This window comes from Microbulbifer sp. A4B17 (assembly GCF_003076275.1).
In the GTDB taxonomy this organism is placed as follows: Bacteria; Pseudomonadota; Gammaproteobacteria; order Pseudomonadales; family Cellvibrionaceae; genus Microbulbifer.
Genome location: NZ_CP029064.1, coordinates 1,729,465 through 1,742,808 on the forward strand (window position 1 = coordinate 1,729,465; position 13,344 = coordinate 1,742,808).

19 protein-coding genes and 4 tRNA genes are annotated in these 13,344 nt (G+C 54.7%); 17 read left to right on the forward strand and 6 right to left on the reverse strand.

Translation table 11 applies throughout. The annotated features are described in order from the left end of the window. Window positions 1–10 precede the first annotated feature (10 nt). Window positions 11–484, reverse strand: a complete 474-nt coding sequence (trmL, locus tag BTJ40_RS07750; protein ID WP_108732553.1) for a tRNA (uridine(34)/cytosine(34)/5-carboxymethylaminomethyluridine(34)-2'-O)-methyltransferase TrmL — start codon at window positions 482–484, stop codon at window positions 11–13. 82 nt (window positions 485–566) lie between these two features. Next, window positions 567–1,097: a glycine cleavage system protein R gene (locus BTJ40_RS07755; RefSeq protein ID WP_108732554.1), complete on the reverse strand. Its 531-nt coding sequence runs from the start codon at window positions 1,095–1,097 to the stop codon at window positions 567–569. 131 nt (window positions 1,098–1,228) lie between these two features. Between BTJ40_RS07755 and BTJ40_RS07760 the strand changes: the two genes are divergently transcribed. The 4 genes from BTJ40_RS07760 to BTJ40_RS07775 all read left to right on the forward strand — a co-directional run bounded on the left by BTJ40_RS07760 (window position 1,229) and on the right by BTJ40_RS07775 (window position 3,281). Continuing rightward, window positions 1,229–1,534, forward strand: a complete 306-nt coding sequence (locus BTJ40_RS07760; RefSeq protein ID WP_108732555.1) for an MTH1187 family thiamine-binding protein — start codon at window positions 1,229–1,231, stop codon at window positions 1,532–1,534. Window positions 1,535–1,550: 16 nt separating this feature from the next. Continuing rightward, entirely contained in the window at window positions 1,551–2,363 is an 813-nt protein-coding gene (locus tag BTJ40_RS07765; protein ID WP_108732556.1) for a class I SAM-dependent methyltransferase, read from the forward strand. Between the two features lie 62 nt (window positions 2,364–2,425). Further along, a complete protein-coding gene (locus BTJ40_RS07770; protein ID WP_108732557.1) occupies window positions 2,426–2,650 on the forward strand; it encodes a YheU family protein in 225 nt (74 codons plus the stop codon). Next, a complete protein-coding gene (locus BTJ40_RS07775; protein ID WP_108732558.1) occupies window positions 2,643–3,281 on the forward strand; it encodes an alpha/beta fold hydrolase in 639 nt (212 codons plus the stop codon). The genes BTJ40_RS07770 and BTJ40_RS07775 overlap by 8 nt, the downstream gene beginning before the upstream one ends. On the opposite strand, the gene BTJ40_RS07780 is transcribed toward BTJ40_RS07775, so the two are convergent. Continuing rightward, on the reverse strand, window positions 3,256–3,543 hold the full coding sequence (locus BTJ40_RS07780; RefSeq protein ID WP_108732559.1) for an antibiotic biosynthesis monooxygenase: 288 nt from the start codon (window positions 3,541–3,543) through the stop codon (window positions 3,256–3,258). The two genes, BTJ40_RS07775 and BTJ40_RS07780, sit on opposite strands and share 26 nt — an antisense overlap. A 70-nt stretch (window positions 3,544–3,613) precedes the next feature. Between BTJ40_RS07780 and tusA the strand changes: the two genes are divergently transcribed. Further along, window positions 3,614–3,892 carry a sulfurtransferase TusA gene (tusA, locus tag BTJ40_RS07785; protein ID WP_369974273.1) on the forward strand — a complete coding sequence of 93 codons (279 nt, stop codon included), beginning with the start codon at window positions 3,614–3,616 and terminating at the stop codon, window positions 3,890–3,892. 82 nt (window positions 3,893–3,974) lie between these two features. On the opposite strand, the gene BTJ40_RS07790 is transcribed toward tusA, so the two are convergent. Then, the gene (locus tag BTJ40_RS07790; protein ID WP_108732560.1) at window positions 3,975–4,661 is read right to left on the reverse strand and encodes a hypothetical protein; all 687 of its coding nucleotides are present in this window, start codon (window positions 4,659–4,661) and stop codon (window positions 3,975–3,977) included. Between the two features lie 103 nt (window positions 4,662–4,764). Here BTJ40_RS07790 and BTJ40_RS22255 point away from each other — a divergent pair, with 103 nt between their 5' ends. From BTJ40_RS22255 to BTJ40_RS07820, 6 genes are read left to right on the forward strand one after another with little or no spacing between them, the layout of a single operon-like run. Beyond that, window positions 4,765–4,923: a hypothetical protein gene (locus tag BTJ40_RS22255; protein WP_157953965.1), complete on the forward strand. Its 159-nt coding sequence runs from the start codon at window positions 4,765–4,767 to the stop codon at window positions 4,921–4,923. A 31-nt stretch (window positions 4,924–4,954) separates the two neighbouring features. Further along, window positions 4,955–5,539: an elongation factor P hydroxylase gene (locus tag BTJ40_RS07800; RefSeq protein ID WP_304598654.1), complete on the forward strand. Its 585-nt coding sequence runs from the start codon at window positions 4,955–4,957 to the stop codon at window positions 5,537–5,539. Then, entirely contained in the window at window positions 5,536–6,429 is an 894-nt protein-coding gene (locus tag BTJ40_RS07805; RefSeq protein WP_108732562.1) for a 5'-3' exonuclease H3TH domain-containing protein, read from the forward strand. Before BTJ40_RS07800 ends, BTJ40_RS07805 begins: the two co-directional genes overlap by 4 nt. Continuing rightward, on the forward strand, window positions 6,426–7,547 hold the full coding sequence (locus tag BTJ40_RS07810; RefSeq protein WP_108732563.1) for a 4-phosphoerythronate dehydrogenase: 1,122 nt from the start codon (window positions 6,426–6,428) through the stop codon (window positions 7,545–7,547). Before BTJ40_RS07805 ends, BTJ40_RS07810 begins: the two co-directional genes overlap by 4 nt. Then, a complete protein-coding gene (locus tag BTJ40_RS07815) occupies window positions 7,538–8,689 on the forward strand; it encodes an ATP-NAD kinase family protein (RefSeq protein WP_108732564.1) in 1,152 nt (383 codons plus the stop codon). Before BTJ40_RS07810 ends, BTJ40_RS07815 begins: the two co-directional genes overlap by 10 nt. A 3-nt stretch (window positions 8,690–8,692) precedes the next feature. Further along, window positions 8,693–9,634 carry a class I SAM-dependent methyltransferase gene (locus tag BTJ40_RS07820; protein ID WP_108732565.1) on the forward strand — a complete coding sequence of 314 codons (942 nt, stop codon included), beginning with the start codon at window positions 8,693–8,695 and terminating at the stop codon, window positions 9,632–9,634. A gap of 34 nt (window positions 9,635–9,668) precedes the next feature. Here the strand turns inward: BTJ40_RS07820 and BTJ40_RS07825 are convergent, their stop codons facing one another. Then, the gene (locus tag BTJ40_RS07825) at window positions 9,669–10,070 is read right to left on the reverse strand and encodes a hypothetical protein (RefSeq protein WP_108732566.1); all 402 of its coding nucleotides are present in this window, start codon (window positions 10,068–10,070) and stop codon (window positions 9,669–9,671) included. Beyond that, the gene (locus tag BTJ40_RS07830) at window positions 10,070–11,284 is read right to left on the reverse strand and encodes a pyridoxal phosphate-dependent aminotransferase (RefSeq protein WP_108732567.1); all 1,215 of its coding nucleotides are present in this window, start codon (window positions 11,282–11,284) and stop codon (window positions 10,070–10,072) included. The genes BTJ40_RS07825 and BTJ40_RS07830 overlap by 1 nt, the downstream gene beginning before the upstream one ends. A 186-nt stretch (window positions 11,285–11,470) precedes the next feature. On the opposite strand from BTJ40_RS07830, the gene msrB reads away from it, so the two are divergent. From msrB to BTJ40_RS07860, 6 genes are all read left to right on the forward strand, one after another. Continuing rightward, entirely contained in the window at window positions 11,471–11,887 is a 417-nt protein-coding gene (msrB, locus tag BTJ40_RS07835) for a peptide-methionine (R)-S-oxide reductase MsrB (protein WP_108732568.1), read from the forward strand. Beyond that, entirely contained in the window at window positions 11,884–12,660 is a 777-nt protein-coding gene (locus BTJ40_RS07840) for a DUF1499 domain-containing protein (RefSeq protein WP_108732569.1), read from the forward strand. Before msrB ends, BTJ40_RS07840 begins: the two co-directional genes overlap by 4 nt. Before the next feature lie 160 nt (window positions 12,661–12,820). Then, window positions 12,821–12,896: transfer RNA gene (locus BTJ40_RS07845), tRNA-Glu, on the forward strand. A gap of 1 nt (window position 12,897) precedes the next feature. Beyond that, window positions 12,898–12,973: transfer RNA gene (locus BTJ40_RS07850), tRNA-Gly, on the forward strand. Between the two features lie 121 nt (window positions 12,974–13,094). Further along, window positions 13,095–13,170 (forward strand) — tRNA-Glu (locus BTJ40_RS07855). Window positions 13,171–13,204: 34 nt separating this feature from the next. Further along, window positions 13,205–13,280 (forward strand) — tRNA-Gly (locus tag BTJ40_RS07860). The last annotated feature ends 64 nt before the right edge of the window (window positions 13,281–13,344 follow it).

Below are 13,344 nucleotides of genomic sequence, written 5' to 3' on the forward strand. Positions count from 1 at the left end.
GGTGAACTTCTTACTGCTGGGACACGGCGCCACTAAAATCCAATTGTCGCCAAGCCTCGTAGATAACAATGGCGGCGGCATTGGACAGGTTGATACTGCGACTCTCGGCACGCATGGGGATACGCAAAGTGTTTTCGGCCCCTACTGCTTGCAGGAACTCTGCGGGTAGCCCCCGGGTCTCCGGGCCAAACACAATGGCGTCATCCGCCTGGAATTCGATCGCGGTATGGCTTTTGCTTCCCTTGGTGGAGAGCGCCAGCACCCTGGCGGGTTGTTCGCTATCGATAAAGGTCTGCCAGTCCTTGTGGCGCACCACGCGACTGTACTCGCTGTAGTCGAGGCCGGCGCGACGCAGGCGTTTGTCATCCATATCGAAACCCAAGGGCTCGATAAGGTGCAGCTCTGCCCCGGTATTGGCACAAAGTCGAATAATATTGCCGGTATTTGGCGCTATTTCAGGTTGGTATAGAACAATCTTGAACATGAGGTGGCGTTTGCGCTGGAGAGACTTCTAGCTAGACCGGACAGCAGTGCCCGGCCCTGTACGGCTGCGGATTATTCCACAATTAGATGGGGGTGGCGATCTCCTCGCAATCTATCTCGACCCCGAGTTCATTGGCAATCTGGTCCAGATCGTCACGCAGGCCGTCGAGATCTATGTCTTCGGCCACACTGATGGTGCACTCGGCATTAAACAGGGGCTCACCGCTCCAGGGGGTGCTGCCGTAAGTGGTTTCCAGATGCTCCATATTGATATGGTGGGCGGTAAGGGCGCGCGAGATCTCGCGGACTATGCCGGGACGGTCGTTGCCAACCAGTTTCAGCGTCAGCGTCTGCTGGGGTTTGGCGGATACTGCAATGGCATCTTCAATGACCAGGTTGTAGCCTGCGTTTGTCAGGGCTGACAACGCCTCTTTAAGTGTCTCGCTTTTATCTGCGGGCACCGCCACCCGCAGGATTCCGGCAAACTTCCCAGCGAAGTGGGCCATATGGCTGTCTTCCCAGTTGCCGCCGTTATCTGCGATAACTGCTGAAAGCTTTTCCACGACGCCGGGCTTGTCATCAGAGATCATGGAGATAACGAGATGCTGTTGCATATAGGGTTCCTTTGCTTCACGAGAGACGTTGAGCTGACATTGTAATAGGATCTCGTCGAATAACTCTATCGGCCAATCTCAAAAGCGTTATTTTGAAACCAATATCCAAGTACTTTAACGAGGGACTGTTGATGAACGTGATTGCGGACTTATGTGTGATCCCTATCGGCGTTGGTGTTTCCGTCAGTAAATACGTTGCTGAATGTGAGCGGGTGCTGGAAGAGGCGGGGCTTTCCTATCGCCTGCACGCTTACGGTACCAATATCGAGGGGGACTGGGATAAGGTGATGGCGGCAGTTAAAGAGTGCCACGAGCGAGTGCATCAAATGGGCGCCGACCGAATCAGTTCCAGTCTGAAATTGGGAACTCGTATTGACCGCGAGCAATCCATGCAGGATAAGATCGACAGTGTGCAAACCAAGTTGGACCAACGATAACAAAATAGGAAAAACTATGACGAGCAATTTTAAGAAATCCCTGGTGACCCTGGCCGGCGCCCTGGTTTTGGCGGGTACAGCCCAGGCTGCAGATTTCTCCGCCGCCATTAAAGGGGATCACCGCAACAAGGATTATGTCGCCCGCGACCAGTATCGCAACCCAGCGGAAACCCTGAAGTTTATGGGTATCGAGCCGGATATGACGGTAGTGGAAATTACCCCGGGTGGCGGTTGGTATACCGAAATTCTGGGACCCTACCTGAGCAAGGAAGGGACCTTATATGCGGCGCACTTCCCCGAGAATAGTGAGTCCGACTACTACAAGCGCTCCCTGAAAAACTTCAAAGCGAAGCTGGCTGCTAACGATAAGGCTTACAAGAAAGTGATTGTGACTGAGTTTGCCCCGCAAACCGGTCGCGAGATTGCTCCGGCAGGCAGTGCCGATGCCGTAGTAACTTTCCGCAACGTGCACAACTGGATGTATCGCGATTATGCCGATGAAGCTTTTGCCAGCTTTTTTGCCGCGCTGAAGCCCGGTGGTGTTCTGGGGATCGTTGAGCACCGTGCCAAGCCAGGTACCAGCCTGGAAGATATGGTGAAAAGTGGTTATGTCACCCAGGAGTATGTTATCGACCTGGCTAAAAAAGCGGGCTTTGAGTTCGAAGAGGCCAGTGAGGTAAATGCGAACCCCAAAGACACTGCTGACCACCCCAAAGGCGTATGGACCTTACCGCCGGTACTGCGCCTGGGTGAAGAGGACCGTGAAAAATATCTCGCTATCGGCGAGAGCGATCGTATGACCCTGCGCTTCCGCAAACCCAAGTCCTGATCGTTTTACAATATTCTGGGGGTGGCTATTGCCACTCCCAGCCTACCTGAATTAGTCGCTGTATGATTATTCCCTTTGAACAACTAGATGCCGATACCCTGCAAAGTCTGCTGGAAGAATACGCCACTCGCGAGGGCACCGAATACGGTGAGCGTGAGGTGGAACTGGTGGACAAAGTTGCCAGTCTGCGTCGCCAGCTGCAATCCGGCCAAGTGGTGATCTGGTTTGAGCCCGGTGAAGAAACCGTAAACCTGGTCCTGGCCGAGGACCTGCCCCCCGATGTCTGAATGGTTAATCGATAGCTCGGGTGAGCCCCGTGCACGCTTTCTGTTTGCCCATGGCGCCGGGGCACCGATGGACAGTGAGTTTATGCAATTCCTGGCGCAGGGGTTGTGTGAGCAGGGTGTGGAAGTTGTCCGTTTTGAGTTTCCCTATATGGCGCAGCGGCGCACCGGGGGAAGTAAGAGGCCACCCAATACCATGCCCCAGCTGCAAGAGTCTTTCCGCGAGCAAATTGACCAGTTCGGCCCAGAGCTGCCTCTGTTTATCGGCGGTAAGTCTATGGGCGGGCGAGTGGCAAGTCTATTGGCGGATGAATACTGGGAGCAGAAGGCGATTGCCGGTGCCGTGTGCCTGGGGTATCCATTTCATCCCCAAGGCAAGCCGGAAAAGCTGCGAACTGAGCACTTATTGGATATTCGCTGCCAGACCTTGGTGATACAGGGAGATCGGGACCCATTAGGCAACCGGTTTGAGGTGGAAGGCTACGGCTTGGCAAGCACAATTGAGGTCGAGTGGCTGGAAGATGGCGATCACGACTTTAAACCCCGTCGCGCCAGCGGTTTTAATCAGCTTCAGCATTGGCAAACGGCAGTAGAGCTGGCCGCTCGGTTTATGCTGCGATCTCCAGGACAGTAATGCGTTCTTCCCTCATCATCAGAGGGTTGAGCAGGCTCATCTGTGCGCGGCGCTCCTCGCTGGTATACCAGTGTTGCCAATGGAGTTCAGATTGCCATTTGGAGAGGGTAAAACGCCGCAAGGGGTTGCCCTTTTCGATATAGGTCTGGCCCTCAATAAAGCCTACGGTACGGTAGGCGCAAGTGAGGATTTTGCGGGCGGCCTCTTCATAACTGCCCTGCATCTCCGCCGCAATTTCCCGCTCTATCAGCACATAGATCATCTTTAGCCCGAATTGCCATAGCCTTAAGAGGATTTTAGTGCGAGCGAGGGGGAATTCCCGGGCGGCCCTGATGGGACCAGTGATGACGACAGCGGCAAAATTGCGCACAATGATACTTATGAAGTCAGATCACAACTTAGATGCCCGAGGCCTTCTGTGCCCGGAACCCGTCATGATGCTGCATTCAGCGGTGCGTAATGTCGCCGATGGTGAAGTGTTGAAAATGGTTGCTACCGATCCCTCTACCCAGCGGGATGTACCCAAGTTCTGCCAGTTTCTGGGATATGACCTGGTACAGCATGCAGAGGAAGACGACCAGTTTGTCTATTGGATTAAAAAAGCGGAATAGCGGGTCGCCATTGCTCCAGCCCCCTGGCCATTGCCGGGGGCTGGCACACTCCTGATAAATAAGACCCGTCAGTCCCTGTGGATCAGGGGGCTGTTACCAGGGCTGCGATAGCGGCCAGGGCTTCGGGGTCCTCGGATTTAATTTTGTTAGCGATATGGTGTTGGAAAAAGTACCGGAATCCCTCGCTCTCCTGTGCGGGGTACAGGCAGTGATCCCCCGGTAAAACCGGAGTGGTTTCAACGATATCGTGGTCTATTAGCATGCCGTGAATCTCCCCGTCGGCGTGCAACCTCCAGCTGACGACCTCAATCAGTGTCAGGTTCTCGCGCTGCTCATCCATAAACACAGCGTGGGTGCCGATAGTGTCGGGGATCTCCTGGAGCACTTCCTCAGCTTTATTGCTCTCGTATTCAAAGTATTCCGCCGCAGTCTCCAGCTCGACGATCTTGTGAATGGGGGGCTGATGGAAGATTTCCTCAATGCCGGGGTCATAGTAGCCCTCAAAGCGTCCGTCGAGAGGGTCCTTGATGTCGGGACAGGCCACTATAGTGTTTAACCAGGGAACGAGGCCTACGACCTCGCCATTTGCTTTGAGACCCCAGCATAAAACCTTCAGGCTATATAGATCTGTGCCGCTGGAGTTGTTGGAGTAGAGCATTTCCAAGCCGTCTAGCTCCGGCGAAAGGCGAATAAAGCGCCTGTCCGCAGAAGTTTCGATGGGCTCGCCGGTGAAGAGGTCAACCACATTGTTGATACTGTGGTCTGTCATGGAACACCTCCTTGCAGGGCCGGTTGTATACCGTCTCCACGTCAGATGAAGGTGCGACAGCGAAATGCCCTACCTCTGAAGGAAGACTGGGGCAGGAGGGTGATTGATTGCTTTAATTCCCTCCTCGGGGAGACGCTTAAAGGACACGCCCTCAGCGGCATCCCTGTTCCTAAAGGTATATGTTGATTTGCCGAAATACAACCAGCGCCTTATGCGCCTCGCAGACACCTTCGCTTTGATCGGGGCCCAGGCGTTGATATAGTCCCCGCCTTTGAGGTATCCCGGAGAACGCCTTGCCTGTTGCAACCGCAGAAATGGCTTCTGTTCCTACGAAACTGCCAATGGCTGATCGTATCGTCAGAGTCTTCGATCACTGTTTTTCAGACCCAAATGGGCTCAATACCCGACTTCGCGGGGGCTTTTGCGAGCCCTATTACCGACCTTGCGCGGAAGGCCAGCCCTACTATCAGGTAGAGTTCACCCTGGACTACGCTGCCAGTGCCTTGCATGAAGTGGCGCACTGGTGTGTTGCCGGAGAGGCGCGGAGACAGTTGCCAGATTACGGTTACTGGTATGCACCGGATGGTCGCAGTGCCGACCAGCAGGCTGAGTTTGAGCGGGTAGAGGTCAAGCCTCAGGCCCTCGAGTGGGTCTTTGCACGGGCTTGCGGACTGAAGTTCCGGGTGAGTGCCGACAATCTGGAGAATGGATTGGGCGCCAGCGACTCGTTTAAAAAGGCCATCTGGCAGCAAGTTCTGGACTATTGTGATACCCGGCCCAACCCTCGGGCCTGTGCATTCGCTGAAGCCCTGGTTCAAGAGTTCAGTTGTCCCAACCCTTTTGATCGGGACAGTTACCAATTGGCGGATCTCTCGTGAAAAGCTACCTCATAGACGCATCTGTATACATCTTTCGCTACTACTTTGCGCTGCCGCCCAACTGGGAGAGCCGCAGTGGCTACTCCACTGAAGCCGTTTACGGCTTCACTAATTTCCTGCTGGATATGTTGGCGCGGCAACCCAGCTATATTGCTTGCGCCTTCGACGAGTCACTGGGCAGCTGTTTTCGTAACGAGATTTACCCGAGCTACAAATGCAGCCGTGCACTGCCCGATGAGGCCCTGGCCTTCCAGCTTGCGGCATGCCGGGAGATGGCCGAGGTGCTGGGTATTGCCAGTTTCTCCAGTGAGCGCTATGAGGCCGATGACATACTGGCTACTTTGACTCGAATGCTGCACCGGCAGGCTCCCGTGGTAGTAAGTAGGGACAAGGACCTGGGGCAGCTATTGTCTCGGGGCGCTGTATCCCTGTGGGACTTTGCCAACGACCATCATCTGGACAGTGGAGGCTTGAGGGAGAAGTTTGGTGTGCGTCCAGAGCAGATTCCCGACTACTTGGCCCTGGTGGGGGATACCAGTGATGATATTCCCGGTATTCCCGGCGTTGGCCCAAAGACGGCCGGGCGCCTGCTAGAAGCATTCGATTCTATAGAAACGCTAATGGAGCAACTGGAGACCCTGGTTACACTGCCTATCCGCGGTGCCAAAGGGCTGGCAGCACGGATCGAAGAATATGAAGAACAGCTACGTCTCGCCAAGCGTCTAACGAGCCTTGAGGATCAGGTGCCTCTTGATGTGGGCCTGGCAGATCTGCGCCCGCAACCGGTAGATGTCTGCCTGGCCCGTGCCATGGCGGAGGAATTTGGTATCGGTGGCCTGAGCAAGAAGATTGAACGCACTCTAGCGGGTGCTGATGGAGAACTTACATGACGGATAGCGCTGCACAGAGTGCGGGATTAAAAATTGTTGCCGATGAGAATATTCCTGCGTTGGAAGAGTATTTCGGTGATCTGGGAACGCTGGAGCGCTATCACGGCCGCACTCTGAGCCGAGAACAATTGATTGATGCGGATATTTTGCTGGTGCGCTCGGTCACCCAGGTTGATCAAAGCCTGCTAGAGGGGACCCGGGTGCGCTTTGTTGGCAGCTGCACCATAGGCACTGATCACCTGGATACCCAGTGGTTGGAACGCAATGAGATCTTCTGGAGCGCCGCGCCTGGTTGTAATGCCAACTCCGTGGTGGAGTATGTTTTCTGCAACCTGGCCGCACTGGAAATTGACTGGCATGGGCGCAGCTTCGGCATAGTGGGCTGCGGCAATGTGGGCGGATTATTGCAACAGCGCTTGCATGCCCTCGGGGTTTCCTGCGCAGTTTACGATCCCTGGCTGCCGGAAAACCCGGATGCGAGTGAGCTGGAAAAGGTATTGAGCCAGGATATTGTTTGCCTTCACGCCCCGCTGGTTAAGGGCGGCACCTACCCCAGTTTCCATATGATTGGAGCAGAGCAGTTGCAGCAACTCCGCGATGGCAGCGTACTGATTAGCGCCGGCCGGGGTGGGGTGGTCGACAACCGGGCACTGCTGGCGGAAATCCAGCGGGGCAAGCGTTTTACTTCCGTACTGGACGTATGGGAGAACGAACCGGATATCGATATTGAATTATTGCAGCATGTTGACCTGGGGACACCGCATATTGCCGGTTACAGCCTGGATGGGAAGCTGGCTGGCACCCGTATGATTCGCGAGGCCTTGTGCCGGGAATTGGGTATTGCACCTATGTCTGCGGAATGTCAGCCAGCTGTCACATCTAAAGAGATTACGGGAGACTCAGCAGAAGAATTACTGTTGCAGATGTACAACCCCCGCGCGGACGATCGCCGCCTGCGCGCGGCAGCAGCAGGTGATGTGCCGATGGAGAAGGCTTTTGATTTGCTGCGTAAAGAGTACCCCGAGCGCCTGGAGTTTAGTCACTACAAAACTTCAGGCCCGGCTTTGGGTGACGAAGAGAAGCGGCAACTGGAAGTATTGGGGTTGGCGTGCAGTTAAGTAAACAAGTAAAAAAGCTCGGTTTAATTATTAACCCCTGGGCTGGCATTGGCGGCCCGGCAGGGCTCAAGGGGAGCGATGGTGTCGAAACTGTGCAACGAGCGCTGGACGCAGGTATCGAACCCCAGGCAAATCAGCGTGCGGCGCTGGCCCTTGAGGAGTTAAAACCCTATAAGGATGAGCTGGAAATCCTGTGCTTTGCCGGCGATATGGGGGCCAGTACTGCGCGTAAACTCGGTTTTTCTGTCTGTGAAGTGGGCGTGGCTGAGTGCTCCCCATCCTCCCCGGAAGATACAGAGCGTGCAGCAGTCACTATCCGCAACAATGGTGCAGACCTCATTGTTTTTATTGGCGGTGACGGCACTGCGAGAAATATCGTCAATGCCCTGGGAGATAATTTCCCGGTACTGGGTATTCCCGCCGGAGTGAAAATGCACTCCGCCTGTTTTGCGATTTCCCCTAAAGCGGGTGGCGAGGTTTTGCGCCGCCTGATGGCGGGGCAGCTGGTGGACCTCGCTGAACGTGAGGTGCGGGATATTGATGAGCAGTCATTCCGCAGCGGGCGGGTAACCACGCGTTACTACGGCGAGTTGCTGGTGCCCCAGGAAGGTCAGTTTTTACAGGCGGTAAAAAATGCGGGCCGCGAAGTGGAAGAGCTGGCAGTTGCGGATATCGCCGCAGAGATTACCGAAGACCTGGACCCGCAAACCCTGTATGTCGTTGGCCCAGGCTCTACTACGCTGGCAATTCTCAGCGAGTTGGGCTGTGAGGGAACACTGTTGGGGGTGGATTTATTACTGGGTGGCCAGTTGTTGCAGCTGGATGTCAGTGCGCCGCAAATTGAACAGGCCATTGCGGATCACAGCGGGCCGGTAAAAATCATTCTCACGGCCATTGGTGGCCAGGGTCATTTAATTGGCCGGGGTAACCAACAATTGTCGGCCAATGTACTGCGGCGCGTTGGGCGCGATAATTTAATCGTGGTTGCGACTAAAACAAAAATTACGGAACTGCATGGGCGCCCGCTATTGATAGATAGCGGTAACCCCAAGCTTGATAAACGGTGGAGTGGTTTTATTCGAGTGGTTACCGGCTACCGGGATGCCATTCTTTATCCACTGAGTAACGGGGATATTCAATAAGCGATGAGTGCAGATTGGCAGTTACTGCTGGAGCAGGTAGAAAATAAATTAGGGCAGAATGTTGGCGACAGCCGCCGTTTTTTTCACGGCCGGGGTCGCAGCTATGAAGGCTTGGAGCAGGTCTGTGTCGACAGCTTTTTCCCCGCTTTGTTAGTGACTTTTTTTGAAGAATATGAAGGTGAAGTAGAGCTGTGTGAAAAGCTCTGGCAAATGGCCGAGGTGCGAGGTTATCAGGGAGTCGCTGCGCAGCGACGCTATCTCCCCGGGGCACCATTGCAGTGGCACTTTGGCGAGCCGGTAACAGATCCGGTCGCGCAGCGTGGAGACCTTAAATTCCCCCTCACGTTTGATCGACAAAATGTGGGTTTCTTCCTGGATATTGAGCCGGGCAGGGCCTGGCTTGAAGAGCAGGTGCGTGCAAGAGCTGGGCAGACGTCGGCAAAAATGCTCAACCTTTTCGCTTTCACCTGTGCCTTTTCTGCGGTCGCGCGAGCGGCAGGTGATATCGATATTGTAAATGTGGATGTCAATCGCGGTGTTTTAAATCGCGGACGGGAAAATCACGAGGTTAATGGGCTGTCGCTCAAAGGGGTTCAGTTCCTGCAGTTCGATGCACTGCGTCAATTCAAGCGCTTCGACCGTCGCGGCCCCTTTGACCTGGGCATTGTCGATCCGCCGACACGACAAAAAGGTCGCTTCGATGTCAGCCAGAATTATGAAAAGTTGCTGAGGCAGCTGCCCGCTTGTCTCGCCGCTGAGGCGGATCTGCTGATGGTGATCAACTCGCCCCGGCACAGCGAAGCCCAGTTTAGGGAGTTAATCCTCGGATCTGACAGAGGTTATGAAGTTGTGGCACGGTTGGAGCAGAATCCGGATTTCCCTGATCGGGACCCGGATGCTGCCTTAAAAATGCTGCATGTTAAATATCGTCGCCAATCCCAGTAATGGCGATTGTCAATGCCGCGCATTAAGGGGCTCCTTACAGCGCGGCAAACTCTCGCATCAAGCGCTCCATCAGCGCCTGCAACTGGCCTGATGATCCCTCGCGCACAGCACTGTTGAGCAACTGGGCGTTGCTCTGTCCAGACTCAGCTCCGGCATTAATCATTAGCAGGAAACCCTTGTGGCTCAATACCGCATCCTCCATCGCTTCCTGGCGCACCAGCTGGGAAAAGTTGATATAGCCGCTCTGCTTTAGCCAGGTCATGGACCCCAGGCAGGCTAAATGGCGGGGGGAGTGAAGCCCGTACTCATCCGGTGAGTCGGGGCCGGAAATATCTTCCACGTAAACGGTTGCCGGTACCGGGAATTGATTAAACATCGCCAGCAGTACCCTGCCGGCATCCCGGTAAAAATCGTGAATATGTAAATCGTCCAGCATCAGCAGGAATATCGCTCCAAAAAGTCGCCCAGGCGTTCCATCGCATGCGATAAGTCGTCGGCACGGGGCAGGAAGACAATGCGCAGGTGGTCCGGTGCATCCCAATGGAAGGCACTGCCTTGAGCCAGTAGTATTTTTTCCTGGCGCAGGAAATCCAGCACCAGCTGCTCGTCATTTTCGATCTTATGATGATCCAGATGCAGCTTGGGAAACAAGTAGATAGCACCGCTGGGTTTGACACAGCTCACACCAGGAATGTCATTGAGCATGCGGTGGGCCATATCTCGCTGTTGGCGCAGGCGCCCGCCGGGCAGGACCAGATCGTTAATACTCTGGTAGCCACCGAGAGCGGTTTGTACTGCGAACATGGCGGGTACATTGCCGCACAGGCGCATGGAGGCCAGTATTTCCATCCCCTGGATAAAACCTTTGGCGCGGTGTTTGGTGCCGCTGATAACCATCCAGCCAGAGCGGAAGCCGGCCAGGCGATAGGACTTGGAGAGGCCATTAAAGCTCAGGCAGAGCACGTCCGGGGCCAGCTTGGCCATCGGGGTAAATTCCGCATCGTCGTAGAGAATCTTGCTATAAATCTCATCGGCGAAGATCACCAGGTTGTGGCTGCGGGCTACCTCGACAATATCTTCAAGTAATTCCCGGGGATAAACGGCGCCAGTGGGGTTATTGGGGTTGATAACCACTATGCCGCGGGTTTTTGAGGTGATTTTGGCTTTGATATCCTCAATATCCGGCAGCCATCCGGACTCCTCGTCGCAGCGATAGAGAACCGGCTTGGCGCCGGTGAGGTTGGTGGCGGCCATCCACAATGGGTAGTTGGGCATTGGCAACAACATTTCGTCGCCATTGTTGAGAAGGGCCTGGGTACTCATGGAAATCAGTTCGGAGACGCCGTTGCCCAGGTAAATATCGTTAATCTCGACACCCGGGATACCCAGGGTCTGGCACTCTTGCATAATGGCCTTACGCGCAGCGAAGAGCCCTTTGGACTCGACGTAGCCCTGTGCCTCAGAGAGATTGTGAATGACGTCTTGGATAATCTCGTCGGGGGCGTTAAAACCGAAGGGGGCAGGGTTGCCAATATTCAGTTTGAGGATGCGGTGGCCTTCCTCTTCCATGCGCTGGGCCTGCTCCATCACGGGGCCGCGAATTTCGTAGCAGACGCCGTGCAGTTTTTCTGATTTATTGATGTCCTTCATGGTGACCTGGAAGCTCTATTGCAGAGCAGGAGCGGCCCAGGGCCGCGAGTTCAGTGCGCGAAAACCGGGTAATGTCCACCAGCGGTAGGTACCACTCCTGCGGGAAACCGGGAACCGATATACATAGGCATTGCCACAAGGCGGCGCCTGACCGGAAACCCCAATTGATTACGGAAACACTAGAGTATGTCAAAACAGATGGATGAGAACTACTGGCGGGATAAGCTTACAGATGAGGAGTTTGAGGTCTGCCGGGAAGGTGGGACAGAGGCGCCGTTTAGCGGCGAATATTGGGATGTTTTTGACGATGGCGTCTATCGTTGTCGTTGCTGTGGCGAGGTTTTATTCGGCTCGCAGTCAAAATTTGAGAGCGGTTGTGGTTGGCCCAGTTTCGATGCCGAGCATAGCGAAGGTGTTGTGAAGGAGTTGCCTGACGATAGCTATGGTATGCAGCGTGTAGAGATTCGCTGCACAAAATGCGACGCTCATCTCGGTCATGTTTTTGATGACGGTCCCACCGATACGGGACTTCGCTACTGTGTGAACTCTCTATCTGTAAAGCTGGATCAGGGGGGGAGTGAAATGGAGGATGATACCGAGTGACAGAATCACACTGGAGTAATTGGCTACTGCGCGTGCAGTGGATATTGCTGTTGCTGATTGTCCTCGCAGCGGCTGCCCTGCGTTTCGGGGTGCTGCACTTTTCTGTGGTTTTCAAAATCTTTGTGTTTTCCGGCGGTGCGGCACTGGTGGTTGCATTGCTGAGTCTGTTTGTCTTTGTCTGGGGGGTGAGTAAAAGCAAGCCGTTAGTACGAAGCAATGCCCTGTGGGCGGCACTACTGGGATTATTGCCGGTTGCGATACCCCTGGTGACAGTGGGGCAGGGTAACTTCGATGTGCCGAGGATTCACGATATCACCACCGATACCCGCAATCCCCCCCAGTACCAAGAGGTATTGAAGTTGCGCCAGAAAGGCGACAACAGTGCCGAATACGGTGGAGAGAAGGTGGCCGAATTGCAGCGAGAAGCGGATATATATGCCGATATAATGCCATTGCACGTGGACTTCCCGATAGCTCGTACCACTGAGATCGCTGCTGAAGTGGCTGAAGATCTGGGTTGGAAAGTGGTTTCCTATGAGCCCCAGCGGGGCCATCTGGAGGCTGTGGCGAAAACACCGATTCTCGGTTTTACGGACGATATCGTTGTGCGGGTCAGCGCTGACGAGGGCGGTGGTTCCAAAGTTGACGTGCGTTCCAGTTCCCGTGTTGGGGTGAGTGACCTGGGTACCAATGCTAAACGCATTCGCCAGTTTCTGGAAGAATTACACTTGCACGCACTGGTGCTTGAGGGAACCGGTACAGGGCGGTACTAGAATGCCCTCCTGAAACGGCTGGGTTTTGTAAGTGCCTGACAATAAAAGAAAAAAAATTCAAAAAGAGTGTTGACAGGTTCGGCAACGGTCCATAGAATGCGCCCCACTTCTGACGCAGAGCTACACTTTAAGGCGGAGCGAAACGACAGAAGGTTTCTGGGTCCCCATCGTCTAGAGGCCTAGGACACCGCCCTTTCACGGCGGTAACAGGGGTTCGACTCCCCTTGGGGATGCCACGCGGGAATAGCTCAGTTGGTAGAGCGCAACCTTGCCAAGGTTGAGGTCGCCGGTTCGAACCCGGTTTCCCGCTCCAAGTTTTCCGCTTTGCAAGATGATCTCTAGTCAGCTTGCAGAGCACGCCACCGAGAAATCAGTGGTATTGCCATGGACAGCATGGCAGCACCGGGCCGAGAAAGGTCGAAGTGCAAGTTTCTGTCCCCATCGTCTAGAGGCCTAGGACACCGCCCTTTCACGGCGGTAACAGGGGTTCGACTCCCCTTGGGGATGCCAATACGACCCGGTAGCAATGCTACCGGGTCAAATTGCGGGAATAGCTCAGTTGGTAGAGCGCAACCTTGCCAAGGTTGAGGTCGCCGGTTCGAACCCGGTTTCCCGCTCCAGTTTTACTTTTGAATGGATCTTTGGCCCCGTTCAAAAGTGAAGTCACCGAGAGGTGGCACAGCC

Excerpts from the sequence above, each read along its gene's own strand:
- trmL (WP_108732553.1), bottom strand. The coding sequence starts at position 484 with ATGTTCAAGATTGTTCTATACCAACCTGAAATAGCGCCAAATACCGGC.
- BTJ40_RS07755 (WP_108732554.1), bottom strand. The coding sequence starts at position 1,097 with ATGCAACAGCATCTCGTTATCTCCATGATCTCTGATGACAAGCCCGGC.
- BTJ40_RS07760 (WP_108732555.1), top strand. The coding sequence starts at position 1,229 with ATGAACGTGATTGCGGACTTATGTGTGATCCCTATCGGCGTTGGTGTT.
- BTJ40_RS07765 (WP_108732556.1), top strand. The coding sequence starts at position 1,551 with ATGACGAGCAATTTTAAGAAATCCCTGGTGACCCTGGCCGGCGCCCTG.
- BTJ40_RS07770 (WP_108732557.1), top strand. The coding sequence starts at position 2,426 with ATGATTATTCCCTTTGAACAACTAGATGCCGATACCCTGCAAAGTCTG.
- BTJ40_RS07775 (WP_108732558.1), top strand. The coding sequence starts at position 2,643 with ATGTCTGAATGGTTAATCGATAGCTCGGGTGAGCCCCGTGCACGCTTT.
- BTJ40_RS07780 (WP_108732559.1), bottom strand. The coding sequence starts at position 3,543 with ATGATCTATGTGCTGATAGAGCGGGAAATTGCGGCGGAGATGCAGGGC.
- tusA (WP_369974273.1), top strand. The coding sequence starts at position 3,614 with ATGGGACCAGTGATGACGACAGCGGCAAAATTGCGCACAATGATACTT.
- BTJ40_RS07790 (WP_108732560.1), bottom strand. The coding sequence starts at position 4,661 with ATGACAGACCACAGTATCAACAATGTGGTTGACCTCTTCACCGGCGAG.
- BTJ40_RS07810 (WP_108732563.1), top strand. The coding sequence starts at position 6,426 with ATGACGGATAGCGCTGCACAGAGTGCGGGATTAAAAATTGTTGCCGAT.
- BTJ40_RS07820 (WP_108732565.1), top strand. The coding sequence starts at position 8,693 with ATGAGTGCAGATTGGCAGTTACTGCTGGAGCAGGTAGAAAATAAATTA.
- BTJ40_RS07825 (WP_108732566.1), bottom strand. The coding sequence starts at position 10,070 with ATGCTGGACGATTTACATATTCACGATTTTTACCGGGATGCCGGCAGG.
- BTJ40_RS07830 (WP_108732567.1), bottom strand. The coding sequence starts at position 11,284 with ATGAAGGACATCAATAAATCAGAAAAACTGCACGGCGTCTGCTACGAA.
- msrB (WP_108732568.1), top strand. The coding sequence starts at position 11,471 with ATGTCAAAACAGATGGATGAGAACTACTGGCGGGATAAGCTTACAGAT.